The sequence below is a fragment of the Kitasatospora sp. UYEF31 genome, assembly GCF_057291755.1.
This window is the reverse complement of the sequence record NZ_JBXAWK010000002.1, coordinates 47108-73976: the sequence shown is the minus strand read 5'-3', so window position 1 is coordinate 73976 and position 26869 is coordinate 47108. Positions and strand designations below refer to the sequence as shown.

Sequence of the window (26869 nt, the reverse complement as noted above, 5' to 3'; positions counted from 1 at the left end):
CCCGCCCGCACCGACCGCTATGCGGCCTGCGCCGTCCACGCAAGGCGGGTGTACGGCGGAGGCGACGCGGAGGTCCACGCCCTCGACGACGTCACCGTCGGTTTCCCGGCCGGCCGCTTCACCGCGGTGATGGGCCCGTCCGGGTCCGGCAAGTCGACCCTGCTGCACTGCCTGGCCGGGCTCGAAACCCTGACCTGCGGCAGTGTCCACCTCGGCGGAACCGAACTGGGCACGCTGACCGACCGGGACCTGACGCGGCTGCGCCGGGACCGCATCGGCTTCGTCTTCCAGGCCTTCAACCTGCTGCCGACCCTGACCGCGTACGAGAACATCACACTGCCCGCAGCACTGGCCGGCAGCCACCCGGACACGGTGTGGCTGGACGAAGTGGTGGCTTCGGTGGGGCTGGGGGACCGCCTGCGCCACCGGCCGTCCGAACTGTCCGGCGGCCAGCAGCAGCGGGTGGCCGTCGCCCGCGCGCTGGCGACCCGCCCGGACATCGTCATGGCCGACGAGCCGACCGGCAACCTCGACTCGCGGTCGGGCGCCGACGTGCTGGCGTTGTTGCGCGGCGCGGTCGACGAACTGGGCCAGACCGTGCTGATGGTCACCCACGACGCAGCCGCGGCGGCGTTCGCCGACAGCGTCGTGTTCCTGGCCGACGGCCGGATCGCCGACCGGATGGAATCGCCCACCCAGGAGCGCGTCCTCGACCGGATGAAGGCCTTCGACCACCACAGCACTCCGTTCCCGAAGGGTGGCGTCTGATGGACAGCGTTCTGTTCAAGCTGGCAGCCAGGACACTGTGGGCCCGCAAGCGCCGCCTCGTCGGCCTGGTCCTCGCAGTCGTCATAGGCACCGCGTTCCTGTCCGGAGCGCTCACCCTCTCCGACACCCTCAAGTCCTCGATCACCGGTCTGATCCGCGACTCCGGGTCCGGCACGGACGTCGTGGTCCGCAACGCGGTCAGCGTGACCGACGCGCCCGGCAGCCAGCGCGCCGGCATCGACGCCGAACTGATCGGCCCGGTGCGGTCCGTTCCCGGAGTGACGGTCGCCGAACCACAGATCAGCGGTTACGGCCAACTGGTCGGCAAGGACGGTAAGGCGCTTACCGGCAACGGCCCCCGGCAGGCCGGGAACTGGCTCACCGACGACAAGCTCAACCCGTGGAAGCTGTACGACGGCCGGGCACCGGCAGCCCCCGGCGAGGTGGTGATCGACCGCGCCTCCGCCAAGCAGGGCCACCTGCGCCTCGGCGACAAGATCACCGTGCTGACCCCGCAGCCCGTCGCCGTCACCGTCGTCGGTATCGCCAAGTTCGGTGACGTGGACGCGTTCGTCGGCGGTTCGTACACCGCTTTCACCCTCGACGACGCCCAGCGGTATCTGACCCGGGACCCGGCGAAGATCAGCACGATCGCCGTGCACGCCGCAGCCGGAGCCGACGACAAGGAACTGGCCGCGGCGGTCCAGCGGGTCCTGCCCCCGGGTGCTCAGGCCATCAGCGGATCGGAGGCGACCGCCGAACAGACCGACTCCGTCGAGGACGGGTTCCTGAGTATCTTCCGTACCGCGATCAGTGCCTTCGCCTTGATCGCGCTGGTTGTCGCCGCAGTGAGCATCCACCACACCTTCAACGTGGTCACCGCCCAGCGGATGCGTGAAGCGGCGCTGCTGCGCGCCCTGGGCGCCTCCCGGCGCCAGGTCCTGGGGCAGGCTGTCGTGGAGGCCCTGCTGATCGGCGTCGTCGCTTCTGTGACCGGCCTGTTCGCGGGCATCGGCCTGGCCGTCGGGCTCAACGAACTGTTCACCGCCGCCGGCGTCGCCTTCCCGATCAACGGCCTGACCTTCCAGCCGTCCACCGTTGCCATCGTGCTGCCGGTCGGCATCGTGACGACTCTCGTGTCCGCCCTCGTCCCCGCTGTCCGCAGTTCGCGGGCCGCACCGGTCAGCGCCCTCCAGGAGACGGCCGCCGAACGTGCCGACGTGTCCGGCGCCCGCACCCTGTCCGGCGCGGTCGTCCTGGCATTCGGAGTCGCCGCCAGTGTCTACTCCGCAGTCGAGACCTCGCTCCTGTGGCTCGCGGTGGGCGCGCCGGCCGCCCTCGCCGGTGTCCTGCTGCTCGCCCCGGCGGCGGTCCGGGCCGTGGTCCGGCCGATCACCGCGCCGCTGCCACGGCTGCGCGGCGCGGCCGGACTCCTGGCCCGCGGCAACGTGCTGCGCAGCCCCCGCCGCACGGCGGGAGCAGCCACCGCCATGGTCGTCGGCATCGCCGTGGTCTGCCTGTTCGCGGTGTTCACCGCGTCCTTGGGGCAGGGCGTCGGCGATGAGACCCGCAAATCCGTCAACGGACAGCTGATCATCGGCGGCACCAATCCCGCGGGCTGGGCCGGTGGGGGGCAGAGCCCCGAACTGACCAGCAGAGCAGCGGAGTTGCCGCAGGTCGACGCGGTCACCGGGTTGCAGGGCGCGATGCTCCGGCTTGACGGCCACACCAGGACAGCCGTCGCCGCCGACACTATGCGGCTGTCCGACCTGCTCGACCTCGATGTGAAGTCCGGCACCGTGGACAACCTCGGCCCCGGAGGCATCGCTGTCGCCGCGGACACCGCCCACGACCAGCACTGGAACCTGGGGAGCACGGTTCGGGCGGGGTTCCCCGACGGTGCCACGCAGCAGTTCACCGTCCAGGCGCTCTACGGCCGGACGCAGCTGGTAGGCGACTATGTGATCGACCGTCAGGCCTGGTCCCCGCACGCGGTGACCAACCTGGACAGCGCCACGGTGATACTGCTCAAGCCGGGCACCGCGGTGGGTGCGGCCAAGGCCGCAGTGAAGGGAGTCGCGGCACCCTACGGCGCACCTCCCGTCCGTGACCTGGACGGCTTCGTCGACGCCCGCACGGCGATGCTCGCCACCATGCTGACCGTCATGTACGTCCTGCTCGCCCTCGCCCTGGTCATCGCCCTGGGCGGGATCGCCAACACCCTCTCCCTCGCGGTCTTCGAGCGCACCCGCGAACTCGGCCTGCTGCGCGCGGTGGGGGCCTCCCGGGCCCAGGTCCGCAGCGCCCTGCGCTGGGAGTCCGTCATCACCGCCGCGCTCGGCGCAGTGGCCGGACTCGGCCTGGGTATCTTCCTGGGCTGGGCTGCCCTCGGGGCCCTCGCCGGGTCGATGGACCTGACCTTCACCCTGCCGCTCACACAGCTCGCGGTGCTCCTGACGGTCGGCGTCCTGGGCGGCTTCCTCGCCGGAGTGCGGCCCGCCGCCCGCGCCGCCAGGCTCAACATCCTCCAGGCGGTGGCCGCTGACTGACGACACGCAAGCCCGGATTCCGCCCGGCAGGAGCGCACCCGAAACCCGGCCGGGCGGAACCGGAGCCTCCAACCCCGTACCACTACGCAGCCACGCCTGCCTCCGATCCCGTGGACGAAGCCCACAACCGCGCGTGCGCTCCACCGGCAGCGAGGAGTTCCAGGTGTGTCCCCACCCCCGCCACCCGGCCGCGGTCCAGTACGGCCACCCGGTCGGTGCGGGCCGCGGTCGTCAGCCGGTGCGCGACCACCAGGGGCGTGCGGCGGTGCGCGAACCGGTCGGCGCTCTGTGTCAGCGCGTCCTCGGTGGCCAGGTCCAGGGAGGCGGTCGCCTCGTCCAGGATCAGGATGTCCGGCTCCACCAGCTGCGCGCGGGCCAGGGCGAGCACGCCGACCTGCCCGAGCGCCGGTACGGCCTGCATCATCGGCCCGAACCGGGGGTTGAAGCCCACCGCGCGCAGTCGGGAGGCCGTACACCTTCCGGATCACCGCCTCAGGGCGGGCGACCTCGCGGGCTTCCTGGCCGACGCCTTTGACCACTCGTACGCCGGTGACCGCGGAGTCCACCACGGACGCGTCGGATCCGTGGGGGCGGCCTCGGGCCGGGCCGTTTTGTTGCTCACGACAACTATTCTGGGACCTTCCCAGACGGCCAAGCCTGACCGTCCCGCGGGGTGGTTCGGCGCAGTTGGCCGCACGTATTCACTCTCACGGGTGAACTTGCGTGTCCTCGACGTGCGGCCGGCGGGTGAAGTCACTCTTTCGAGTGAGTAACGCCCGTGGCTTTCTCGACAAAGCCCTACTGTGACGCCTCATGTCGACGTCATGATCCGACGTTGACGCTGCCGGCGCCGAGGTCTCTGTCTCTCCAGGTGCCGGACCGGTGGAGTACGCGCCACAAAGGAGCGCGTACAGGTGGAAGGAGTACCGGTCATGACGGTCATTCAGGAGCTCGGCCAGGGGACGAAGAAGCCTGGCGTCAGCTGGCGGCGTCTGGCGATCGCGATCATCGCGGTGGTCATCGGTTCGATGGCCTCGCTGTACATCCCGGCGGTCCGCGCGTCGCAGGACAACCGCACGCTGCGGGTGCCCGACAGTTTTATCCCGCTGGGACTCGGCCGGCCCGTGCCGTTCACCCCGTGGACGATGGACGGGTTCATCACAGCGGCCTGAAGCGGCCCGCGTGAAGTCGCGTGACCCGGTCCGGCGGTGTGGTGCGAAGAGGTCCGGTGGTGCAGTGCAAACCGGTTCAGCGGTGCTGTGTGAAGGCACGTTACGGTGCAAAACCAGTCAAAGGCGGCCGTACGTTCCCGTGAAGAGCAGATGGACCGTCAAGTGGGTGATCTTGTGGGCGATTCCCCTCCCGGTCGTTGATCGGGCGCGTTAACATTCCGGCGCGTGCGCACTCTCCTCCACACTGTGCGTACGGGCCGGGCACAGGGTGCGCGCGCCCGCCGAATCCGCCACCGCAGCCCACCGGGGGGCACCCGTCATGGCCAGGCCGGTCCGAGCCGTACCGATCCCTCTGCTGGCGCGTCTGACGGCCGTCGCGCTGCTGTCCGTCGTCGCGCCCGTCGTCGCGCCCGCCGGCGCAGCCGGGTCCGCCACCGCCCACCCAACCCCGGCGGCCCACGGGCCGGTGCCGGACCGCGCGTCCGCCGTCGGCCGCGGACCCGCGCCGGGCCGCCAACCGTCCCCCGGCCCGGCCGGAGTGGTGCGCGGCTCCCTGGTGAGCGAACCCCTTCGCCGCGCCACCACCAGCGTGCCCGGCGAGGCGACCGGCACGGGGGACCACATGCTGACGGTGCCGACCGGGGCCACCGAGGTCACGATGATCCTCACCGGCCCAGGGGGACCCGCGGGCGCCAAGGGCACCGCGGTGACCGCCACGACGAAGGTCGACGCCGACGGACCGGTCCGGTCCGGACAGCAGCTTGTCGTCCGGATCGACGGCACGGCCGTCGAGCTCCACGCCGCCGGCTCCCCGCAGCCGTGGCTGCGCGCCCCCGGATCCCTGGGCGGACTGCCCTTCGTCCAGCAGAGCGTCTTCCCCACCTCCTCCACCCAGCGGGACGTGGGCACCGGCCCGGGTACCGCCCGCTGGACGTTCACCGCCCCGGCGGCCACCGTCGGCCCGCTCCCGGCGACGGTCGACTTCGGCCGGACCACGGCTATCGCCCCGGTGACCCGCGCGGTCACCGTGGCCAGCACCGGCGACGCCCCGCTGACCGTCACCTCGGCCACCGCGGACGGACCGTTCACCGTGGACACCACCGGGTCGAGCTGCGCCCCGGGCACCGGTCGGCAGATCGCCTCCGGTGCCTCCTGCACGGTCAACGTCGTCTTCACTCCGAAAACGGGCGCGCCCACCACGGGGAAGCTCACCGTCGCCGGGAACTTCCCCGACAGCCCGCGCACGATCGCGCTGAGCGGTGTAGCCACCGCGGTCCCGGCGGCCCCAGGCCAGCTGAGCGCCTCCGGGGGCGAGGACAAGGTCGTCCTCACCTGGATGCCCCCGGCCGACAACGGCGGCAGCCCGGTCACCGGCTACGAGATCCACCGTGCAGTCAGCGGCCAGGACGCCGATCCGGCCGCGAACGCCGCACCGAATCCCGGCGCGCCCCCCGCCGGGGAACCGCCGGTCATCGCCAGCATCGGCCCCAACGTCCTGACCTTCACCGACGCCGCTCCGCAGGGCGGCCCGAACACCTATTCAGTGCGCGCGGTTAACGCGGTGGGCGGCTCCCCGCTGTCCGCACCCGCGACGGCGGGGGCCGCCGGACGCCTCACCATCGACGAGCACAGCCTTCCGCTGGCCGTGGCCGGTGTCCCGTACCACGGGACACTGCAGGTCAGCGGCGGGACCGCGCCCTACCACTGGACCCTCGACGGAACCCTGCCCGCCGGGCTCAGCCTCGACCCGGCGACCGGGGAGGTCGACGGCACCCCGGTCACCGCCGGGGACACGACGTTCACTGTCGCGGCCACCGACTCCTCCGCACAGCCGCTGGGGACGCAGGGCAGGATCACCGTGACCGTCTCGCCCGCGCCCGCGCCAGCCCCGGCACCCCTGCCGCCGGCCGCCGCCCCCGCCGCCGCCGTTCAGGCGTCGACCGCGAACGGCGCCGGGACCTGGACGTGGATGTGGGGCCTGCTCGGCATCGCAGGCCTGGTCGGCATCGCCGTGGCGGTCCGACGCCTGCGGGCCGGCACCTGACAGACGGCACCTGACAGACGGCACAGTATGGTCGCCGTCGGCCCCTGCGGTCCCCAGTCGCAGCCCCGACAGTCCCCGACCGGCCGTCTCTGACGGGAAACGTGCACGTAGACCCGTTGACACACCGGTAACCTTGCCCTTTCGCGTTTCGCGTTTCGCGTTCCCGGCACCAGCAGGAGCACCACACCATGAGCACACCCGCCGCGGGGCGGCCCGAAGAGCATGCCAAGCAGCGGGAGGTCGACGCGGAGCAGGCGCACGTCGACCTGGCGTACGCCCGACTCGAAGCTATGCGCGACGAAGCCCAGACAATGCTCCTCCAGGGCTACCGCCAGGCCCAGGTGGGAACCCGGGCCGCACTGGTCGAGCGCGATGTGATGGTCTTCCGGGCCGAACAGTGGGCCCGCACCCTCGACGCCGCCGACAACGAACTAGTCTTCGGCCGCCTCGACATGGCCGCGGACCGTGACGGCGACCGCGAGGCCCGGCACATCGGCCGCATCGGCATCCGCGACCAGGACAGTGAGATCCTCGTCGTGGACTGGCGCGCGCCCGCCGCCGAATCCTTCTACCGGGCCAGCCCGCAGGACCCCCGCGGCGTCATCCGCCGCCGTGTCCTGCACTGCCGCGGGCACGCGGTAATCGACGTCGAAGACGACCTCCTGATGCCCGACGCCGCCGAAGACGACATGGTCATCGTCGGCGACGGCGCGTTCCTCGCCGCCCTGTCCCGCACCCGCGAGGGCAACATGCGGGACATCGTCGCCACCATCCAGCAGGAGCAGGACGAAGCGATCCGGGCCGGCATCGACGGCTCGGTCATCGTCCGCGGCGGCCCCGGCACCGGCAAGACCGCCGTGGCCCTGCACCGCGTCGCCTACCTGATGTTCAACTACCGCAAGCGTTTCGGCTCCCGCGGCGTGCTGGTCGTCGGTCCCAACCCGCGCTTCACCGCGTACATCGAGCGGGTCCTGCCCGCCCTCGGTGAGGGTGAGGCGACCCTGCGCTCGCTCGGCGACATGGGCGGCGGCATGACCGCGGCCTACCACGACACCGCCGATGTCGCCCGGATCAAGGGTGACTCCGCGATGATCCCGCTGCTGCGCCGCGCGGTCACCGAACTGCCCGCCGGGTCGCCGCAGGAACTGCGCATCCGGCACCGCGGCACCGAGGCCGTCCTGGACACCCGCCGGCTCCGGGAGGTCCGCCGCGAACTGCTGTCCGGACGCAGCCGCGGCCCGAACACCGTCCGGGCCACCGCCGCCCGCCAGGTCCTCGACATCATGTGGCGCCAGCTGCGGACCAAGGGCGCGGCGCAGGGCGAGCGGGACTCCTTCTACGAGGACGTCTCCGAACGGGAGGAGTTCGCCCAGTTCCTCGCCGCGTGGTGGCCGGTGCAGCGCCCGGTCGACGTGCTGAGCGGTCTGGCCGACCAGCACCGGCTGCGCAGGATCGCCAACCGGATGTCGAACCAGCAGGTACGCCTGCTCGCCGACAGCTGGCAGCGCACCGCCCGCACGGGTGAGGTGTCCTTCCACGACATCGCGCTCATCGACGAGTTGTCCGAGCTCCTGGGCCCGGTGCCGAAGAAACGCCCGACGAGCCCCGGCTCGTCCGACGAGGACAACCCGTACATCGTGGACGGCCTGGACATCTTCACCGGCGAGCGGTCCCGCAACGAGCCGGACGAAATGCAGGAACTGACCACGTACGCGGACCGCATGGCCCGCAAGCGGGAGGTCGACCTCGACGAGGAGGCGAGCGAGTACGCGCACATCGTGGTCGACGAGGCGCAGGACCTCACACCCATGCAGTGGCGGATGCTCCAGCGCCGCGGCACCCACGCCACGTGGACCGTCGTGGAGGACCCGGCGCAGAGCGCCTGGGAGGACTTCGACGCCTCACGTGCGGCGATGGCCCTGGCCCTCGGTTCGCGCAAGCGCTACGAGTTCGAACTGACGACCAACTACCGCAACCCGGTCGAAGTCGCCGACGTGGCCGCCCGGGTACTCGTCCGGGCCGTCCCGGGCGCCAAGCCGTCGCGCGCGGTGCGGACCGGCGGGAAGCTGCCCACCCTGCACCCGGTGGTCGGCGGTGACCTCGGGGCGACCGTACGCGAGGTCGTCGAAGGTCTGCTCGAAGAAGTCGAGGGCACCGTCGGCGTGGTCACTCCCGTCGGCGCGACCGACCCGGTCATCAAGGCCCTGGCCGGGCTGCCGGAGCGGGTCCAGCCGATGGACGCCCTCGACGCCAAGGGCCTGGAGTTCGACGCCGCGGTGATCGTGGACCCGAAGGGCATCGTCGACCAGGCGCCGAGCGGCATGCGGACGCTGTACGTGGCGCTCACGCGTGCGACGCAGCAGCTCGCGGTGGTCACGGCGGACCCGGAGTGGACGAGCGAGCTGACGGGGATCGTGTAGTCGTTCGGGTCCCACCACGACTGAGGGACTGTACGGATTTCAAATCCGTACAGTCCCTCAGTCGTCCGGGGTTACTTGAGGGCCCCGACCATCTTGGAATCGTCCGCGCTCGTCAGCATGCAGACCAGGCGGCGGTCGTTACTCATGATCCATCCGGAAGGGGTGGGGGAGATCGAGTCGCCGCGCAGTTTTCCGGGGTCCGGCTGGCGCTTCGCCACTGGTGTGGTCGCAGCCTCGCACTGCTCCTCGTAGTACTTCTCCCAGTCCGGGGAGGTCGGCGAGGTCGACCCGTCCAGGGTGATCACCTTCACCACCTCGTCGTCGTGCGGACCGACGCACATCTTCGGGGTGATGTCGCTGCCCTTGAAGTCGAAGCACTGGCCGGCGGCCATGGGGACGTTCTTGACGGTGTCGGAACTCGGGATCCCGCTCGACGGCGCCGTTGCGCCGGACGTCTTCGGGGACGGGCCTCCCGGCTTCCCGGTGGTCGGGGTGTCCGACGCGACAGGCGGAGTCGTCGGAGCCGCGCTGCTCGACGCCGACGCCGCGGGCTTGGCGTCCTTCTTGTCGTCCTTGCCCAGACAGCCGGTCATCATCGTGGCACCGAGGACCACGGCGGCGGCCGCGCTGACAGTGCGGAGTCCGCGCTGGTTGAAGATGGATATGGGAGCAGTACGCATGGGGGACGCGCCTTTCCTTGGCTGATGGGGAGCGTCCCTGATTCTGTCCCACCGGCGTGGTCGAAACATGGTGGTGGCGGCTCTTGACGGCGGCCTGCGGTTCTGTAGGTCGTCCGAAAGCCGCCCCCGTGCGGTATGCCCTGGGTCACAGTCTGGTGATTGAGCGTCAGGAAACGCCTCCGTTGCCGGAATCGTCCTTGCCCCGGCTCACCGCACCCTGTTCCGCCCGTACCTGACGCCACGTCCGCGCCCGGTGCCCCGCCGCCGTGAACCGCTTGTTGACCTTCTGGAACCGCCGCAGCCCCACCGGCCACAGCGTTGTGTTGCGGCCGGTCCGCTGGTCGAGGTACCAGCTGTTGCAGCCGCCGGTCATCCACACTGTCTTCGCGAGCCGCTCCTGCAGCCAGGAGTCCCATTCGGCCTCGGTCTCCGGCCGCACCTCCACCTCGGCGATCCCGTGCCGCTCCATCTGCGCGACGGCGTCGACCGCGTACGTCACCTGTGCCTCGATGACCACGGTCATCGAGGAGTGGCCCAGCCCGGTGTTCGGGCCGATGATGAAGAACAGGTTCGGGAACCCGCTGGTCATCGCGCCCTGGTGGGCGCTCATGCCGTCTTTCCAGGCGTCCGCGAGCAGCAGCCCGTCGCGGCCGGTGACCCGGTGCATGATCGGCAGGTCCGTCGCCCGGAACCCGGTGCCCAGGATGATCACGTCGGCCGGGTGCCCGACGCCGTCACGGGTGACCACGCCGTGCTCGCCGACCCCGGCGATCCCGTCGGTGACCACTTCGACGTTCGGCTGCGACAGCGCCGGATAGTAGTCGTCGGACAGCAGGATCCGCTTGCAGCCGATCGTGTATCCGGGCGTGACCTTGGCCCGCAGTGCCGCGTCGGGGATGTGCTTGGCGATGTGGCCGAGTGCCAGCTTCTCCGCCTGCCGGCTCGGAACCGTCCGCTGGGGACCCCGGAACGTGGGCAGCATCGCCAACTCATGTGCCCAGAACAGGCCCTGCCGCACCGTCAGCTGAGCTGCGGGAACCGCGCCGTAGAGCGCGCGCTCCACCCCGGTGAGCTTCCGGTCGAAGCGCGGCAGGACCCACGGCGCGGTCCGCTGGTAGAGGTCGACCTTCCCCGCCGTCCGCTGGATCTGCGGTACGAACTGGATCGCCGAGGCACCCGTGCCGATCACCGCGACCCGCTTGCCCGCCAGATCGACGTCGTGGCGCCACGCCGAGGAGTGCCACACCGGGCCGGTGAAGTCCGCCAGCCCCCGGATGTCCGGGATCGACGGGTCCGCCAGCGGCCCGCCGGCCGCGAAGACGACTTCGGCGGTGTAGGGACCGGCGGCGGTGTCGATCTCCCAGTGCGCGCTCGCGGCGTCCCAGCGCAGGCTCCGGACCTCGTGGTTGAAGCGCAGGTGCGGGTCGAGGCCGAACCCGCGGGCGCAGCGCCGCAGGTAGTCCTGGATCTCAGCCTGCGGGGAGAAGGCCCTGCTCCAGCCCGGGTTGGGCGCGTACGAGAAGCAGTACAGGTTGGACGGGACGTCGCAGGCCGCGCCGGGGTAGGTGTTGTCCCGCCAGGTGCCGCCGAGGTCGTCCGCGCGCTCGAAGACGACAAAATCGTCGATCCCGGCCTTCAGCAGACTGCGCCCGGCGCCGATGCCGGAGAACCCGCTGCCGACCACGGCGACACGGAAGTGCGGCCGTTCTGCGGAGGGAACGGCCCCGGGGGGAGTGGCGACGGGGTCGGGGTGGGTACTGGTGGCCATGGGTGACTCCTGGCAGGTTTCGGTGGCATGAACCGAACCGGCAGTAACGAATAAGGACACGTGCGTCCGTACTGCCGTGAGCACCCGACGGACGCTATTCCTGACAACGTGCCAGGTCAACGCTTTCGTACGCACCGGTAACAATCGGTTTGCCCAGCTGGCGCGTGTACTGGGCCGGGACGGTTACTCGACCTACCGGTTGTTCACATAACTCTGTTCGGACAGGAGTCCCGCCATGGCGGCACAGCACTACCGAGTGGTCAACGACCCGTCCTCCGGCCAGACCGGCGGGGACTGCGCGCACCTGGGGGAGACCAAAGACGTGCAGCCCAGCACGACACAGGGCTGCGAGGACTGCCTCAGGACCGGCGGCACCTGGGTGCACCTGCGCGAATGCCTGGAGTGCGGACACGTCGGCTGCTGCGACAGCTCACCCGGCACCCACGCCACCGAGCACTACCTCACGACGAAGCACCCGATCGTGAAGTCCTTCGAACGCGGCGAGGACTGGGCCTGGTGCTACCAGGACGAACTGGTCCTGGCACCCGTCGCGGACTGAGCAGCGGCAGCCCGGCAGTGCCCGCGAACGGGCGCTGCCGGGCCCGGCAGCCGGAACCCGACGCCGGACCTCCTGCCGGATCAGGCCGGGATTCAGCTCCAGACGGCCGGACTCGTCCCCCACGGCACCGACGGACGCGCCCAGCCTCGCGGACCACCCGCAACACTGAAAGCCGGAAGCGCAAACGTCAGATCCCCGTAAGGCGCACGCACCGTCTCAGTCCACGGTGCCGGATCCACAGCCGTCCCCACGGACGCTTCCGCCGGGTCGTAGTGCCCCGTCAGCCAGGCCGCCGTACGCCCCAACGCCGCGTCGACGTGTGCACCCAGGCCGTCCCGCGCCCGCTGCGCCAACGCCAGCAGCACCCCGGCGGCCAGCAGATAACCCGTACCGTGGTCCAACACCTGGGCCGGCAGTACACCGGGGACCGGAGCGCCGTCCGCCTCGATCCGGGCGATCCCGCACGCACCCTGCACCAGCGAATCAAAACCGCGCCGCCCCGCCCACGGGCCGGTGGTGCCCCACGCCGAATGCGTCGTGACGATGAGCCCGGGACGCCGCTCCCGCAGCGCGTCAGCGCCGAGACCGAACGCGTCCAGCGCCCCGGGCCGGTAGCCGCTCACCACCACATCCGCCCCGGCCAGCAACCCCTCGAACCGCTCCCGCCCCGCCGCCGTACGCAGGTCGAGCAGCGCGGACCGCTTCCCCAGACCCGTGTCCAGATGCTGCGCAGCGATCTCCGGCAGGTGCGGTGGGTCGATCCGCAGCACGTCAGCGCCGAGGAGCGCGAGCGTACGGGTCGCAACCGGTCCGGCGAGCACCCGTGTCAGGTCGAGGACCCTGATCCCGGCCGCTGGAAGCAGCGGACCCGTCGGCACCGTACCCCACGCGGGCTCCAGCGACACCCCGCCCCGACGGACCGTCAGCAACGGGTCGGCGTGCAGCGCGGCGCCCTGCGGATGCGCCTTCCACTGCTCCAGATCCCGTACGGCAAAGGCCAACCCGCCATATGCGGCGACCCGCTCCTCGATCTCCCCGCCCGGCAGCCCGGCCAGAACCGACGGCACGTCAGCAGGCCCGGACACCCGCAGCGCACTGAACAAGGCGGCCCGGTGGTGGGGATAGTTGCCGTGCAGCCGGACAAAACCGTCCGTGGTCGGCAGGAACCGCGACAGCGGGTCCATCGCCTGCGCCGTCCCCCCGTCCACGCGCAACTGCCGTTCACTGGTGAACGCGCAGGCCAGCGCGCGGGAATCCACAGTCACCTCCGGCACGTCCGAACCATTGCGTACGGCGGACAGATACGCTGCGGCGATCCCCGCCGCCGCCGCGGTGGACTGCGCCAGCTGGGTGACGGGCAACCGGGCGGGCAGGCTGTGGGCCGGCCCGGTGAACCGGACGCCGCCGAGCAGCCCGGGATCACCGCCCAGCGCGCCCCAGGCTTCGTCGAGCAGGTGCTCAGGTGTCGGTCTCATGGCGAAATCCTTACCCGACCGGCCACCACACCCCGGGCCCGGGTGGCTCCAGGTGGCCTGTCAGGCAAGCCGTTTTGCCAAAATTCATCCCTTTCCGTGCACTGGCCCCGACACGGCCCGGCAGCGCGGCGAACGGGGTGACACTGGAACGACTTCTGCGTGCGCGGCCACGGGGGCCGCACCCGGGGAGTCGGGGAAGGCGACTGCCATGCGCAGGATCTGGGGCGAAGACGGAGCGGGCGGTTTACGGGTCGGCGACGGACTGCTCAAGGACGACAGACTCAGCGTCGCCGCGCGAGGCCTGGCCGTCCACCTGCTCCTGGTGTCCCCGGGTGACGAACCGACGCCCGCCGTACTGGCCTCCCGGCCCGGGGAGAGCCACGGGTCCATCGAGGGCTACTTCGCCGAACTGGAGAAGGCCGGCTACCTGCTGCGCCGCACGGTGACCGACGGCCTGGGGGACCCTGCCCTGGAGGTGACCCTGTACGCACGACCCCGAACGGCCGCAGACTCCGGGCCCGGCGGTGAACGGTCCGCAAGTGCGGAGGCAGGAAAGGCCGGGCCTGGAAGGACCGGGCCTGGAAGGACCGGGCCTGGAAAAGCAGAGCCCGGACACACGGAGCCCGCAGCCGCGGAGTTCGGAAACTCCCAAGCCGGCCGCACGTTCCGGTGGAAACTGCCGGGTTGAGGGCCGTAGCGCGGGCCCGGCCACCGAAGAAGGCGGACGGGCGCCGCGCCCGGACATTACCCGTCGGTAGTATCCGGCTATGACCAACGACGGAAACACCCCCGACGCCACCGCCACCGCCGCCTTCGAGGCGGTCGCCGACGGGCTGCGCCAGTCCGTGCCCTTCGTCCGCACCCTCGGTCTGGAGTTCCTCGAACTCAGCCCCGGGCGCGCGGTGCTGCGCCTCCCCGACGAGGCCGCCCACCACAACCACGTCGGCGGCCCGCACGCCGGGGCGATGTTCACCCTCGCCGAGTCCGCCTCCGGCGCGATCGTGATCGCCGCCTTCGGCGAGCAGCTCGGCCGGGCCGTCCCGCTCGCGGTCAGCGCCGAGATCCACTACCTGAAGCTCGCCATGGGCCCGGTCGTCGCCGAGGCGAAGCTCGGCCGTCCCGCCGCCGAGGTCGTCGCCCAGCTCGACAAGGGTGAGCGCCCCGAGTTCCCGGTCGCGATCGAGATCCGCAACGAGGCGGGTGTCGCCACCGCCGCGATGACCGTGGTGTGGACGCTGCGTCCGAACCGCTGAACCGCTGAACCGCTGAACCGCTGAACCGCTGAACGACTGAACCACTGAACGACTGAACGACTGAACGACTGAACGACTGAACGACTGAGCGGCTGAATGACTGAACCGCGGAACGGCTGCGCGGCTGAACGGGTGAACCGCGGAGTACGCACCTACTCCGCGCCACAGGAAGGGCTCCTCCGGCACCGCCGGGTGGAGCCCTTCCAGCGGTTTCCCGTGCACCCGTGAGGGCGTAGCGTTCACGATCAAGGGAAGACGAATCGCCGTGCCGGTGCTCCCTGGCACCGTAACGACGTTCCTTTCAGCCCCGTTCGCGCAGTACTCCACTCTTGAAGGTTCCATGAAATGGTCCGAGGTGACCACGCCCGGCAGGCGCTTCCCGAAGGCGGGGAAGCCCGCCGTCCGTAAGAGGCGCGCCGTCCGTGCGCTGAGGCTCTTCAGCTGCCTGGTGGTCGCGCTCAGCGTCTCCGTGATCACCGGTCTCGGTGTCGCCCGCGCCACGGTGCTCGACCGGGAGTGGTACGACTCGGTCCTGGACAAGCAGAAGGCGTACGACCGCCTCTACGACCAGGTCCTGACCGATCCGGCGCTCGCCGAGGTCACCAGTGACCTGCTTGCCCGGCTGCCGGTCCCCGCCAACCAGATCACCGCGAACCTCCGCCTGGTGGTCCCGCCGTCCACCCTGCGGGGGATGGCCGACGCGCAGATCGACCGCACTCTGCAGTACCTCCGCGGCGAGGACGAGGAACTGCACCTGGTCGCCGACCTCAAGCCGGTGGTGAACAACCTCGGCGCGTTCGCCGAGACCTTCGTCGGCGACACCGTCGGCCAGATACCGCGGGTCACCGCGGACAACGCTCCGCAGTTCACCGACACGGTGGCGACCGCGCTGGACGATCTGGCCAACGGGCGCACCCCGGCGAACCTGCCGTCGCTGAACATCAGCGCGGCCGACGCCCCGGCGGTCGCCGACACGCTGATCAGCAAACTGCCCGAGAACCGCCGCTCCGGACTGCGTGACCCGGTGACCGCCGCGCTGGTGCGCGGCGACCTGGGCGGGGTCCTGGGCACGATCGTCCCGGCCCTGCTCGGCGACCGGATCCAGGCGGCCCGCGTCGGTCTCGCGGAGACGGTCAACGGTCAGCCGTGGGACCTGACCATCGACATCACGGCCAAGGACCTGGACCTCAACCTCGGCGCGCTGCCCCAGCTGCGGGCGTTCACCAAGCTCGGCCTGGGCTGGGTCCTGGCGGGCGCCTGGCTGCTGGCCCTGACGGGGCTGTTCGTCCTCTGGAAGACCGCGCCCCGGCGCGGGCTCGGCCGGCTGATCGGACCGGCTGCGGCGTTCACCGGCGGCGGTGTGATCGCCGCGGTGTTCGGCCTCCTCCTGTGGCCGAAGGTGCACATCCAGTCGGACGGCGCCGAACGCAACTGGGCCCCCTCGGTCGCCTCCCTCGTCGACGACCTCGCCAACGGCGCGGTCGGCAGCGTGCGTGGGGCCTGGCTCACCGCGTCGCTGGTGCCGGTCGTGTACGGCGGTGTGGTCCTGCTCGTGGTCGTCGTCGTCAGCAACTACCGGCAGCGGCGCGAGCTGACTGTGCACAGGCGCTGGGTGCGCACCGCCACCGCCGGAGTCGCGGTCGCGGCGGCGGCGGCGCTGATCCTGACGATCTTCGTTCCGGGCCCCACCGCCAGCGGCGGCAAGGACGAGGCCCGGCGGTGCAACGGCTCGGCGCAGTTGTGCGACCGCCACTACGACCAGGTCACCTCGCTGGCTACACACAACTCCATGTCCACCACCCAGGACCGCTTCTACAGCCCGCTGCAGGACCCCGACTTGATCACCCAGCTTGACGCGGGCGCCCGCGGCCTCCTGGTCGACAGCTACCGCTGGGAGACCACGGAGGAGATCGGGGCCCGCCTGGCCGAGGCGGATCTGGATCCGGCGGTCGTCCGGACGCTCAACGGCATCGTGGACAAGGTCGCGCCGGCCCGCTCCGGACTGTGGTTCTGCCACGTGCTGTGCAGGGCCGGTGCCATCCCGATGGTCGTCACGCTCCGGCGGATCGGCGACTGGCTGGCCCGCAACCCGGACGAAGTGGTCACGATGGTGGTCCAGGACGCGGTCACCGGCGTCGAGACCGAGCAGGCCTTCCGGGAAGCCGGGCTGATCGACCGGATCGCCGTCCCGCCCGCCGACCCGAAGGGACAGTGGCCGACCCTCGGGAAGATGATCCAGGACAACAAGCGGCTGGTGGTCTTCGCGGAGCGCGCCGACGGCCCGGCCGCGTGGTACCGCAACTTCTACCAGTACGGCATGGAGACCCCGTACTCCTTCGCCACCCCGGCGGACATGAGCTGCGTCCCCAACCGCGGCGGCACCGGCAAGAACCTGTTCCTGCTCAACAATTTCATCACCGCCAGCGGCGGCAGCCGCACGGACGCGGGCATCGTCAACGCGGAGCAGTTCGTCCTGGACCGGGCCAGGAAGTGCGAGGCGGACCGCGGGCACGTCGTCAACCTTGTCGCGGTGGACTTCGCCACTGTCGGCCAGGCCCGCCGGGCGGTGGACGTGCTGAACGTGACACGACCGAAGAGCGGAGTGCGTCCGAATCCGGTCCCGAGCCCCAGTTCAAGCCCCAGTTCAAGCCCTGGTCCGGGCCCGGACCCGAGTTCAAGACCGACTTCGGATCTGAATTCGGGTCTGAATTCGAACCTGAGTCCGGGACCGCCGGGCTGACCGCTAACGCGGCAGCACCGCGGCCACCTGCCGCGCCAGGTCGACCAGTTGCCCCTTCGGGGCGTCCCGGTTGGTGGCGACCACCACGCCGGTCACCGCGTCCGGGTGGCCGCGGGCCAGGGCCACCGCGCTGCCGCCCTCGTCGCGCAGGTAGAACACGGCCGCGTCGGCCACCGCGCCGACCGGCTCGCGCTGCGTGCCGTCAGCCGAGAGCAGGTCCACCACCTGGGCCGGGCCGCCGGTGGCCGCGCGCGGCAACTGCCCGGAGGTGAGCTTCAGCAGTTCGTGCCCGGCCGGGTCGATGTACCGGCAGGCGTTCACCGCCGGGTCGGGGAGGCCCGCGTACACCTCCTGGTGCAGCGTCAGGCCCACCTGGGCCGCTGACAGGAGGGTGCACGGGTCCAGCGGCAGGCCGGTGTCCGCGGTCCGGCCCCCGGGCAGCGGCGGCAGTCCGGCGGGGCCGCGCGGGCGAGGCATGTCCTGCGCCTGGGTTGCCGCCGCCGGAGTGGTGACCGGGCCGTCGCTGCCGCCGCCCGGCGAGCAGGCGGACAACGCGCCCGCGGACAACGCGCCGGCGGGGACCGTCACCGCGACCACGCGGACGATCCTTCGGACCAGGACCCAGCGCATCCCCGTACCCCTCTCCCGCTCCGGTGTGGTCACGACCATCCACCCTGTCAGCCTGCGGGGTCCCCGGCTACGGTCCGGCCGCTCTTGTCGCAGCACGCTGGGGAAGTCCCCCGCCGCCCGAGGGCGTTCTGCGGGGTCCGGCACCGGCCCGGACGGGACACCCGGGCCGACACGCTGCGGCCGCCCGCACCGCGTCCGCGCCCGGTCAGTAGGGTCGTGCCCATGATTTCCGCACCGAACAGCCCCGCCGGGCCCGCCCGCCCGATCACCCAGGCGGTCATCCTGGCCGGGGGACAGGGCTCGCGACTGCGCCCCTACACCAACGACCGGCCCAAGCCGATGGTGGAGATCCCCGGCACCGGCACACCGATCATCGGGCACCAGCTGCGCTGGCTCGCCGAAGAAGGCGTCACCGACGTGGTGATCTCCTGCGGCCACCTGGCCGAAGTGCTGCAGGAGTGGCTGGAGTCCGCGGACCTGCCCCTGCGCGCGACCACCGTTGTCGAGACCGAGCCGCTGGGCCGCGGCGGCGGTTTGAAGTTCGCCGCGAAGGCACTGCCGCGCCCCGAGGAGAGCTGGTACGCCACCAACGGCGACATCTGGACCCGCTTCTCGCTGCGCGAGATGGCTGCGTTCCACTTCGAGCGCACGGCGACCGCGACACTGTCGCTGGCCCGGCCGCGGATCCCGTGGGGCGTCGTGGAGACGGACACGTACGGCCACATCATCGACTTCATCGAGGCCCCGCCGTCCCCCTACCTGATCAACGCGGGGGTGTACGTGTTCTCCCCGGAGTTCACTCCGCTGCTCCCGGACACCGGCGACCACGAGCGCACGACTTTCCCGCACCTGGCCCGGTCGAAGCGGCTGGCCGGCTTCCCGATTCCGCAGGGCGCTTACTGGAGGGCCATCGACACGGCCAAGGACCTCACCGAGGCGGCGAAGGAACTGCGCGACATCCAGGCCTGACCCGGCGAAGGGACTGCGGGACACCCGGGCCCGCCCCCTGGTGCCGGGCGCTCCGTCAGGGAGTCGTCCCGGCCCGCGCCCCCGGGTGGGCGGTGTCCCGCAGGATCCGCAGGGCCCCGAGCAGCCCTTCCAACTGCTCTGCGGGCAGCGGGTCGATCAGCCACTTCTGCAGCAGTTCGAGGTGACCGGGCAGGACCTCCTCCATCCGGCGGTACCCGTCGTCGGTGAGCGCCGCGTAGAGCGCCCGCCGGTCGGCGGGGCAGGCTTCCCGCCGCACCAGGCCGTCCTTCTCCAGGCGGTCCACGACCCGGGTCATCCCGGAGGTGGAGAGGGACACTTGGGCGGCGAGGTCGCTCATCCGCAGCCGCAGGTCCGTCGACCGGGACAACCGGATCAGCACCTGGAAGTCGACCAGCCCCAGTCCGTGTCCGTTGATGTGCGGGGTGAGGTGCGCGATCACCCCGGTGTAGGTTTCCGCGAGGAGCCCTATCGCGGTGATCCGGGGGTCGTCGAACACGTCCTTGGGCCCTGCGGCGGCTGTCATGGCGGTCAGCATAGTCAGTACTTTGATCTGCGGATTATTGCGCGGCACAAGTGAACGGCCGGCCTGCCCGCCGTCATCCGGTCCGGCGCAACACCACCGCCATGACCAGGTAGGGGACAGCGGCCAGCGCGAACAGCGCCCCCGGTGCCAGCCACGCCGAACCGAGCGCGTAGCCGGCGAAGACGAGCATCGCGCCCACCTCCGAGCCCAGCCCGGCCAGCGACGTCACTGTCGCCCGGGAGCGGTCCGGGATCCGTTCCTGCAGCCGTGCGTCGGCGGCGGCGACCGACCACCGGAACGCCCCGAACGCCACCGCGACCAGCGCCATGCCCGCCGGGCGTCCGCTCAGCGCGCCCGTAGCCAGGCACAGGGCGGCGACCGCGGACACCTGCGCCAGCCGGTGTGTGCCCCGCCCGGCGAGCCAGCCGCCCGCCAGTTCCCCGACGCTCACCACCAGCACGAGCAGCGGCACGGCCACCGGGTCGGCCACCATCGACCGGGCGAGCAGCGGGATGTACTCGTCCGTCGCGCTCACCCCGCTGACTGCGGAAACCAGCAGGAGCGCGCGCAGGACCGGGGGAGCGCCGCGCGCCTCGGCCAGCCCCGCGCGCAGGACGTCGAGGAATCGGGTGTCCTCGTCCGCGGGAGCCCGGGACTCCGGGAGTGACCGCCCGGCCAGCGCCGCGACGACGGTCGCGGCCACACTCGCGAGACCGAGCCCGCGCCACCCACAGACCGAGAGGACCGGTGCCGCCAGCGCGGTCGCGACGAGGATCCCGGCGGCGCTGAACGCCTCCGACCGGCCGATGGTCCTCGCGTACGAGCCAGTCGCGCCGGTGCGTTCGAGTTCCTCGTACACCAGTGCCTGCAGCGCGCCCGACCGCAGCGCGGTCCCCGCTCCCCACAGGACGAAGCCGACGGCGAACGACGGGTAGGACGGCAGGAAGGTCCACAGCGCGAACCCCGCCCCGGCGAGCAGCGGGGCGACTGCGAGGAGCCGCCTGCGGGAGAACATGTCCGCCCACAGGCCGGACGGGACCTCCAGCGCGAAGGCGGTCGCCGACCAGATGACGAACAGTGAGGAGATCTCCGCGGGCGACAGTCCGGTGTCGGTGAACAGCAGCGTGTACACCGGGTAGAGCAGGACGAAGTCCTCGAAGAACGCGTAGGCGTACAGCCGCCGCGTGAGCCGGGATCCGGGTACAGGTCAATGTCGCCAGGTCATGGAAAGGACCGTACGTCACCGAAGCCCGGCGCGTGTGATGAATCACGTGATTCATCCCTGGGTTCACCGCTCTGCTGGGCTGAAATCTGACGAAACGACAATGTGAGCTCCCGAAAGGACCCGGATGGCCGTCCGGCTCGGCTTGATGGCCCCCTTCGTCGACGCGGGCCGTGCCGAAGACGGCTTCGAGAACACCGCTCTGGTCGTACACCGACAGCATCGCCCTGGAACCCCGCCGCGTGCACCGGGCTCAGCACTCCGTGGGCCGGCGGCGCGATGATCCCCTCGTCCGCACCGTCCCCGTACGACGTCAATGTGTCGGACAGCATGTGCCAGCTGCGCGGGGTGGAGAACGGCTCCCCGGTCTTCGGTGGCGGACTCCACAACTGGTCCGGACGCTGGGTGGGGTACTCCACGATCCACGGGTGGATTCCCGCGCGCACCGCCCAGGTCAGCCAGTCCGCCGCCGACGTCCGCAGGTGCACGTGGACGAGGCGGTTGACCAGCGCCGACAACACCGGCCGGACCCCGCCACGCACCGCCGGCCGCCGATCAGCGGCCTCGATGCCAGCGCCAGGTCACCGTGAACGCGGGAACTCCTCCACTTGTTCGTGGATGATGGAAACTCCAGCGCGGTGAACGCCGGTACCTACCCCGGGAGCACCTTGTGCGCGACGCCGCGCACATGTTCGGCCTGGTGATGCACACCCGGCAGGTCGACCTCGCCGACCTCGCCCAGGCGCTGCGCCGGCTCGAACCGGTGTGCGCGGCCCTGTGCGCGGCCCGGACCGACCGGGCGTCGGCCGTCGTCCCGCAGTTGCGGTCGATCCAGTCCGGCATGGCGGAAGCGCTCGCCGACGACCCGGCGTTCATCCGGATGAACCGGGACTTCCATGAAGCCCTGGTCCAGTTGTGCGGCAACGAGACCATGAAGGTCATGCTCGGCGCGCTCGCGGTGCTGTCGACCGCCCGCGCTCTCCTAAAGCTCCTTCGCGAAGCAGACGCTCCCCGGCTCGTTCCGGTAGTGGCCGAAGCCCGGGATCTGCGTGTACCCGCAGGAGAGGTAGAGAGCGATCGCCTCGGGCTGCTGATCGCCGGTCTCCAGGATCAGGCGCTTGCGCCCGGCTTCGGCGGCGGCCTGTTCGAGGTACGCGAGGACCTTCCGGGCCAGGCCCAGGCCACGCGACTCAACTCGAACGTACATACGTTTCAATTCGGCGTCACCGTCACGCACGGCATCGTCCCCCGGCACCGCCTCCCGCGTCCGCCAGCCGCCCGTGGCCACCGGCTCACCGTCGAGGTAGGCCACGACGAACAGCCCTGTGGGTGGGGTGAAGTCCGCCGGGTCGGTCGGCGAGACATCCGGGTCGCCGTACCTGACGACGTACTCCTGTTGCACCTCCGCGACAAGAGCGCGCACGTCAGGGTGGTCGTAACCGAGTATTCGCAGGTCCATGCGCCAAACGGTAGCCGGTGCTTCGGCATCGCCGGAGATCAGGACCGCGATCGTACGTACGGTCCCGTACGGAACGGTTCGGTGAAACCCTTGATCTCACCGGCGGGCAACGATGGACTGGTCCCGGCCCGGTACGGGCCACCCGCTCGGGAGGAACAGCATGCGCGCACCCCGCCACACCCTCGTCCAGTTCAGCGACGTCCACATCGTCGCGGAGGGCGAACTGCTCCAAGGCACGCTGGACACCCTCGACCAGATGCGCCAGGCGCTCGACCACCTGGAAGCCGCCGACCTGGGCCCCGTCGCGCTGATGTTCACCGGGGATCTCGCCGACACCGGGGACATCCACGCCTACAAGAGACTGCGGGACCTCGTGGAACCCGCCGCGGCCCGCATCGGCGCGCCCGTCGTCTACGGCATCGGCAACCACGACGACCGCGCGGCCTTCCGCGAAGGCCTGCTCGGCACGGAACCCTCCGACGCGGTGATCGACAGCGTCACCCGGGTCGGCGACCTGCGGGTGGTCATGATGGACAGCACGGTCCCTGGCAGCCACAGCGGCGAACTGGCCACCGGCCAGCTGGAGTGGCTGCGCGCCGAACTCGCGACCCCCGCGCCCGGCGGCACCGTGCTCGGCTTCCACCACCCGCCGATCCCCACTCCGCTGGCCTTCCTCGAGAAGCTCTCGCTCGTCGCCCCCGAGCGCCTCGGCAAGGTCATCGCCGGGACCGACGTGCGCATCATCCTCAGCGGCCACAACCACCACGCCACCTGCGGCGCACTGGCCGGAGTGCCCGTCTGGGCGGCCCCCGCCGTCGCCTACCGCGCGGACGTGCTCCCACCGGCCGGGTACTACCAGGGCGTCACCGGCATCGGGTACACACGCGTGGACGTCTACGAGGACAGCGCGACGGCGACCTTCGTGCCGGTCGAGGCCAACGAGCAGGTCTACCGCTTCAAGCGGGAGAAGGTCGACGCCTACCTGACCAAGCACGAGGCGGGCTGAGACCGCTTTACCCGACCCTGTTCCGCCCGGGTCAGTTCCGCCCGGGTCAACTCCACGCTGCGGCGGGCCACGACGACCCGCCGCAGCGGGAGCATCAGATCTGCGGCCGGTACGACCCGAACGTCCAGAAGTTGCCCTCCGGGTCACGCGCGGTGTAGCTCGTCCCGCCGTACTCCTCGGTCTTCAGCTGCCGGACGATCTCCGCTCCGGCCGCCACCGCCTTGTCGTGGTGCGCCCCGGCCCCGCCGCAGCGCCCCCAGCAGGTCCCCGTTGAGCCGCCCGATCGCGCCCAGCGGCACTCCCTTGGGGCACACACTGTGGCACTCGCCGGTGTTGGTGCAGCCGCCGAACCCGGCGTCGTCGTGCGCGGCCACCATCGACAGGACCCGGGAGTCCTGCTCGACCCGGCCCTGCGGGGACAGGCCCAGGTGCACGGTCTTCGCAGCGGTGAACAGCATCGCCGAACCGTTCGGGCACACGGCCACACACGCCCCGCAGCCGATGCACGCCGCCGCCTCGAACGCCTCGTCGGCGTCGGCCTTCGGCACCGGGACCGCGTGCGCTTCCGGCGCGGAGCCGGTCGGCGCGGTGATGTAACCGCCGGCCGCCACGATCCGGTCCAGCGCGGACCGGTCCACGATCAGGTCCCTGACCACCGGGAACGCCGCCGCGCGCCACGGCTCCACGTCGACCGTCTGGCCGTCCCTGAAGTGCCGCAGGTGCAACTGGCAGGCGGTCGTGGCCTTCTGCGGCCCGTGCGGTGTGCCGTCGATGACCAGACTGCACGCGCCGCAGATGCCCTCCCGGCAGTCGTGGTCGAACGCGACGGGCTCCTCACCCCGGACGGTCAGTTCCTCGTTGAGCACGTCGAGCAGTTCGAGGAACGACATGTCGGGCGAGGCGTCAGGGATCTTGTACGGCGTCATCTCCCCCTTCGAGGAGGGGCCGGACTGACGCCAGATCCGCAGGGTCAGGTTCATGCGTAGTTCCTCTTGCTCAACTCGATGTTCTCGAACAGCAGTTCCTCGCGGTGCAGCACCGGACCGTCAGCCCCGGACTCCCACGCCGCCACGTACGCGAACGCGTCGTCGTCCCGCTGCGCCTCCCCGTCGTCCCCGTGGCTCTCGGCGCGGAAGTGGCCGCCGCAGGACTCGGTGCGGTGCAAAGCGTCCAGGCACATCAGTTCGGCCAGTTCGAGGAAGTCGGCGACCCGGCCCGCCTTTTCAAGGGACTGGTTCAGGCCCTCACCCTCACCGGGCACCCGCACCCGTTGCCAGAACTCCGCACGCAGCAGAGGGATTCGTTCAAGTGCCTTGCGCAACCCGGCCTCGTCGCGCTCCATGCCGCAGTACTCCCACATCAGCAGGCCCAGCTCGCGGTGGAAGGAGTCGACGGAGCGGTCGCCGTTGACGCAGAGGAGCCGCGAGACGCGCTCCCGTACGCCGTCTTCGGTCGTCGCGACGTCGGCATCGGGAACAGCCGCGAACGGGCCGTCGGCCAGGTAGTGCGTCAACGTCGTCGGCAGGACGAAGTAGCCGTCCGCGAGGCCCTGCATCAGCGCGCTCGCACCGAGCCGGTTCGCGCCGTGGTCGGAGAAGTTCGCCTCGCCGATCACGAACAGGCCCGGAACGGTCGACTGGAGGTCGTAGTCGACCCAGAGCCCGCCCATCGTGTAGTGGACGGCCGGGTAGATCCGCATGGGTGCGCTGTACGGGTCCTCGCCGGTGATCCGCTCGTACATCTCGAACAGGTTCCCGTACTTCGCCCCGACGGCTTCCCGTCCCAGCCGCTCCATCGCGTCCGCGAAGTCGAGGTAGACCCCGAGGCCGCCGGGACCGACGCCGAACCCGTCGTCGCACACCCGTTTGGCGGCGCGCGACGCGATGTCGCGCGGCACAAGGTTCCCGAATGTGGGATACATCCGTTCGAGGAAGTAGTCCCGTTCGGTGTCAGGGATCAGGTCAGGGGTGCGCGGGTCCCCCGCGAGACGCGGAACCCACACCCGCCCGTCATTGCGCAGCGACTCGCTCATCAGCGTCAGCTTCGACTGGTGTTCCCCGCTGACCGGGATGCAGGTCGGATGAATCTGCGTGAAGCACGGATTGGCGAAGTACGCGCCGCGCTTGTGCGCCCGCCACACCGCCGAGGCGTTGCAGCCCATCGCGTTCGTCGACAGGAAGTACGCGTTGCCGTACCCGCCGGTGGCCAGCACCACGGCCTCCGCGAGATGGGTGGTCACCTCGCCGGTCACCAGGTCGCGGACGACCACACCGCGGGCCCGACCGTCGGACACCACCAGGTCCAGCATCTCCGTACGGGTGTGGACGGTGACGTTGCCGGCCGCGACCTGCCGCGACATCGCCTGGTACGCGCCGAGCAACAGCTGCTGCCCCGTCTGCCCCCGGGCGTAGAAGGTCCGGGACACCTGCGCGCCGCCGAACGAACGGGTGTCCAGCAGCCCGCCGTAGTCCCGGGCGAACGGCACACCCTGCGCCACACACTGGTCGATGATCTGCGTGCTCACCTCGGCCAGCCGGTAGACGTTCGACTCACGGGCCCGGAAGTCGCCGCCCTTGACCGTGTCCTTGAACAGCCGGGCGACACTGTCGCCGTCACCCCGGTAGTTCTTCGCCGCGTTGATCCCGCCCTGCGCGGCGATGCTGTGCGCCCGGCGCGGGGAGTCCTGGTAGCAGAACGCCTGTACGGGATGCCCCAGTTCGGCCAGCGTCGCGGCGGCGGAGGCCCCGGCGAGCCCCGTGCCGACGACGATCACCGGCAGCCTGCGCCGGTTGGCGGGGTTGATGAGACGCGCGGTCAGCCTGCGCTGCTCCCAGCGCCCAGCCAGCGGCACGTCGGGTGCGGCCCGGTCGGCGACCGGGCCGCCGATGGTGAATTCCATTGCACTCACTCCACTCAATCCACGATGCCGAAGAGGACGGCGTACGGCACGGACAGGAACCCGACCGTCATGACCAGGGCGTACGCGGTGGCGATGTAGCCCACCACCGGCTCGCCACCGGGGCGGTGCCGGCCGAGCGTGCGGGTGGCGCTCCACACCCCGTGCCGCAGGTGGAGGCCGAGGGCGATGACCGCGAGCGTGTAGACGGCGGTGATGTACCAGTGGCTGAAGTCGGCCGTGACGTTCGTGTACGGTTTCCCGTCCGCGCCCACCGGGTTCGCCACCCCGAGCGTCAGGTCGAGGATGTGGTAGACGATGAACAGCGCGATGATCACGCCGCCCCAGCGCATCGTCCGGGCCGCGTACGAGCCCTGGACCCTGGGCCGGTGCTCGTATTTCACCGGCTTGGCGCGGCCCGCCCGCCTGGCCAGCCGTACGGCCATCGTGATGTGCAGGACCACGCACACCGTCAGCCCGGCCCGGAGGATCCACAGTGTCCCCGTGTGGGGGACGACCGGCTCGCCGATGGTGCGCAGCCAGTGCGCGTAGTGGTCGAATGCGGTCTCCCCGAGGAAGACCTTGAGGTTGCCCACCATGTGGGCGGTCAGGTACAGCAGGAGCCCGAGACCGGTGACCGCCATGACTGCTTTCTGCACGACGGTGGACCGGTACAGCCCCTGGCTGGAAGTCAGGATTGCCACGTGACCGACCG

General features: G+C 71.0%; 21 protein-coding genes and 3 pseudogenes. 12 read left to right on the top strand and 12 right to left on the bottom strand.

All coding sequences use genetic code 11. From position 1 onward, the window contains the following. Positions 1–48 precede the first annotated feature (48 nt). Complete coding sequence (locus tag AC0Z36_RS01365) at positions 49–768, top strand: ABC transporter ATP-binding protein (RefSeq protein WP_485460845.1); 720 nt, start codon at positions 49–51, stop codon at positions 766–768. Continuing rightward, complete coding sequence (locus AC0Z36_RS01360; RefSeq protein ID WP_485460741.1) at positions 768–3317, top strand: ABC transporter permease; 2550 nt, start codon at positions 768–770, stop codon at positions 3315–3317. Before AC0Z36_RS01365 ends, AC0Z36_RS01360 begins: the two co-directional genes overlap by 1 nt. A gap of 82 nt (positions 3318–3399) precedes the next feature. Here AC0Z36_RS01360 and AC0Z36_RS01355 read toward each other — a convergent pair. Continuing rightward, positions 3400–3717 (bottom strand): annotated as a pseudogene (locus AC0Z36_RS01355) (metal ABC transporter permease); the annotation flags it as partial. Between the two features lie 532 nt (positions 3718–4249). On the opposite strand from AC0Z36_RS01355, the gene AC0Z36_RS01350 reads away from it, so the two are divergent. The 3 genes from AC0Z36_RS01350 to AC0Z36_RS01340 all read left to right on the top strand — a co-directional run bounded on the left by AC0Z36_RS01350 (position 4250) and on the right by AC0Z36_RS01340 (position 8953). Next, positions 4250–4489, top strand: coding sequence for a hypothetical protein (locus AC0Z36_RS01350; RefSeq protein ID WP_485460740.1), 240 nt, complete (start codon positions 4250–4252; stop codon positions 4487–4489). Between the two features lie 319 nt (positions 4490–4808). After that, the gene (locus AC0Z36_RS01345; RefSeq protein ID WP_485460739.1) at positions 4809–6533 is read left to right on the top strand and encodes a putative Ig domain-containing protein; all 1725 of its coding nucleotides are present in this window, start codon (positions 4809–4811) and stop codon (positions 6531–6533) included. Between the two features lie 188 nt (positions 6534–6721). After that, entirely contained in the window at positions 6722–8953 is a 2232-nt protein-coding gene (locus AC0Z36_RS01340) for a HelD family protein (RefSeq protein WP_485460738.1), read from the top strand. Between the two features lie 71 nt (positions 8954–9024). Here AC0Z36_RS01340 and AC0Z36_RS01335 read toward each other — a convergent pair whose 3' ends face one another. After that, a complete protein-coding gene (locus AC0Z36_RS01335) occupies positions 9025–9633 on the bottom strand; it encodes a septum formation family protein (RefSeq protein ID WP_485460737.1) in 609 nt (202 codons plus the stop codon). A 166-nt stretch (positions 9634–9799) separates the two neighbouring features. Next, entirely contained in the window at positions 9800–11401 is a 1602-nt protein-coding gene (locus AC0Z36_RS01330; protein ID WP_485460736.1) for a flavin-containing monooxygenase, read from the bottom strand. A 235-nt stretch (positions 11402–11636) separates the two neighbouring features. On the opposite strand from AC0Z36_RS01330, the gene AC0Z36_RS01325 reads away from it, so the two are divergent. Continuing rightward, positions 11637–11960, top strand: a complete 324-nt coding sequence (locus tag AC0Z36_RS01325) for a UBP-type zinc finger domain-containing protein (protein WP_485460735.1) — start codon at positions 11637–11639, stop codon at positions 11958–11960. A gap of 92 nt (positions 11961–12052) precedes the next feature. Here the strand turns inward: AC0Z36_RS01325 and AC0Z36_RS01320 are convergent, their stop codons facing one another. Next, on the bottom strand, positions 12053–13435 hold the full coding sequence (locus AC0Z36_RS01320; RefSeq protein WP_485460734.1) for a CoA transferase: 1383 nt from the start codon (positions 13433–13435) through the stop codon (positions 12053–12055). 208 nt (positions 13436–13643) lie between these two features. Here AC0Z36_RS01320 and AC0Z36_RS01315 point away from each other — a divergent pair, with 208 nt between their 5' ends. From AC0Z36_RS01315 to AC0Z36_RS01305, 3 genes are all read left to right on the top strand, one after another. After that, positions 13644–14123 (top strand): hypothetical protein, encoded by a 480-nt coding sequence (locus AC0Z36_RS01315; protein ID WP_485460733.1) that lies wholly within the window; start codon positions 13644–13646, stop codon positions 14121–14123. A 79-nt stretch (positions 14124–14202) separates the two neighbouring features. Next, complete coding sequence (locus AC0Z36_RS01310) at positions 14203–14688, top strand: DUF4442 domain-containing protein (RefSeq protein ID WP_485460732.1); 486 nt, start codon at positions 14203–14205, stop codon at positions 14686–14688. 340 nt (positions 14689–15028) lie between these two features. After that, on the top strand, positions 15029–17428 hold the full coding sequence (locus AC0Z36_RS01305) for a phosphoinositide-specific phospholipase C-related protein (protein WP_485460731.1): 2400 nt from the start codon (positions 15029–15031) through the stop codon (positions 17426–17428). Between the two features lie 3 nt (positions 17429–17431). Here AC0Z36_RS01305 and AC0Z36_RS01300 read toward each other — a convergent pair whose 3' ends face one another. Further along, on the bottom strand, positions 17432–18091 hold the full coding sequence (locus AC0Z36_RS01300) for a hypothetical protein (RefSeq protein WP_485460730.1): 660 nt from the start codon (positions 18089–18091) through the stop codon (positions 17432–17434). Positions 18092–18280: 189 nt separating this feature from the next. On the opposite strand from AC0Z36_RS01300, the gene AC0Z36_RS01295 reads away from it, so the two are divergent. Then, positions 18281–19027 (top strand): nucleotidyltransferase family protein, encoded by a 747-nt coding sequence (locus AC0Z36_RS01295; RefSeq protein WP_485460729.1) that lies wholly within the window; start codon positions 18281–18283, stop codon positions 19025–19027. Positions 19028–19082: 55 nt separating this feature from the next. On the opposite strand, the gene AC0Z36_RS01290 is transcribed toward AC0Z36_RS01295, so the two are convergent. The 3 genes and pseudogenes from AC0Z36_RS01290 to AC0Z36_RS01280 all read right to left on the bottom strand — a co-directional run. Next, on the bottom strand, positions 19083–19571 hold the full coding sequence (locus AC0Z36_RS01290; RefSeq protein ID WP_485460728.1) for a MarR family winged helix-turn-helix transcriptional regulator: 489 nt from the start codon (positions 19569–19571) through the stop codon (positions 19083–19085). 73 nt (positions 19572–19644) lie between these two features. Then, positions 19645–20748: an MFS transporter gene (locus tag AC0Z36_RS01285; protein ID WP_485460844.1), complete on the bottom strand. Its 1104-nt coding sequence runs from the start codon at positions 20746–20748 to the stop codon at positions 19645–19647. 269 nt (positions 20749–21017) lie between these two features. Beyond that, a pseudogene (locus AC0Z36_RS01280) lies at positions 21018–21371 on the bottom strand (MoxR family ATPase); the annotation flags it as partial. A 110-nt stretch (positions 21372–21481) separates the two neighbouring features. Here AC0Z36_RS01280 and AC0Z36_RS01275 point away from each other — a divergent pair. Then, a pseudogene (locus tag AC0Z36_RS01275) lies at positions 21482–21730 on the top strand (FCD domain-containing protein); the annotation flags it as partial. A 45-nt stretch (positions 21731–21775) separates the two neighbouring features. On the opposite strand, the gene AC0Z36_RS01270 reads toward AC0Z36_RS01275, so the two are convergent. Beyond that, on the bottom strand, positions 21776–22252 hold the full coding sequence (locus AC0Z36_RS01270) for a GNAT family N-acetyltransferase (protein ID WP_485460727.1): 477 nt from the start codon (positions 22250–22252) through the stop codon (positions 21776–21778). Positions 22253–22412: 160 nt separating this feature from the next. On the opposite strand from AC0Z36_RS01270, the gene AC0Z36_RS01265 reads away from it, so the two are divergent. Next, the gene (locus AC0Z36_RS01265) at positions 22413–23258 is read left to right on the top strand and encodes a metallophosphoesterase (protein WP_485460726.1); all 846 of its coding nucleotides are present in this window, start codon (positions 22413–22415) and stop codon (positions 23256–23258) included. A gap of 143 nt (positions 23259–23401) precedes the next feature. Here the strand turns inward: AC0Z36_RS01265 and AC0Z36_RS01260 are convergent, their stop codons facing one another. From AC0Z36_RS01260 to AC0Z36_RS01250, 3 genes are read right to left on the bottom strand one after another with little or no spacing between them, the layout of a single operon-like run. After that, positions 23402–24238, bottom strand: a complete 837-nt coding sequence (locus tag AC0Z36_RS01260; protein WP_485460725.1) for a succinate dehydrogenase/fumarate reductase iron-sulfur subunit — start codon at positions 24236–24238, stop codon at positions 23402–23404. Continuing rightward, the gene (locus AC0Z36_RS01255) at positions 24235–26157 is read right to left on the bottom strand and encodes a fumarate reductase/succinate dehydrogenase flavoprotein subunit (RefSeq protein ID WP_485460724.1); all 1923 of its coding nucleotides are present in this window, start codon (positions 26155–26157) and stop codon (positions 24235–24237) included. The genes AC0Z36_RS01260 and AC0Z36_RS01255 overlap by 4 nt, the downstream gene beginning before the upstream one ends. A gap of 14 nt (positions 26158–26171) precedes the next feature. Then, complete coding sequence (locus tag AC0Z36_RS01250; RefSeq protein WP_485460723.1) at positions 26172–26858, bottom strand: succinate dehydrogenase cytochrome b subunit; 687 nt, start codon at positions 26856–26858, stop codon at positions 26172–26174. Positions 26859–26869 lie beyond the last annotated feature (11 nt).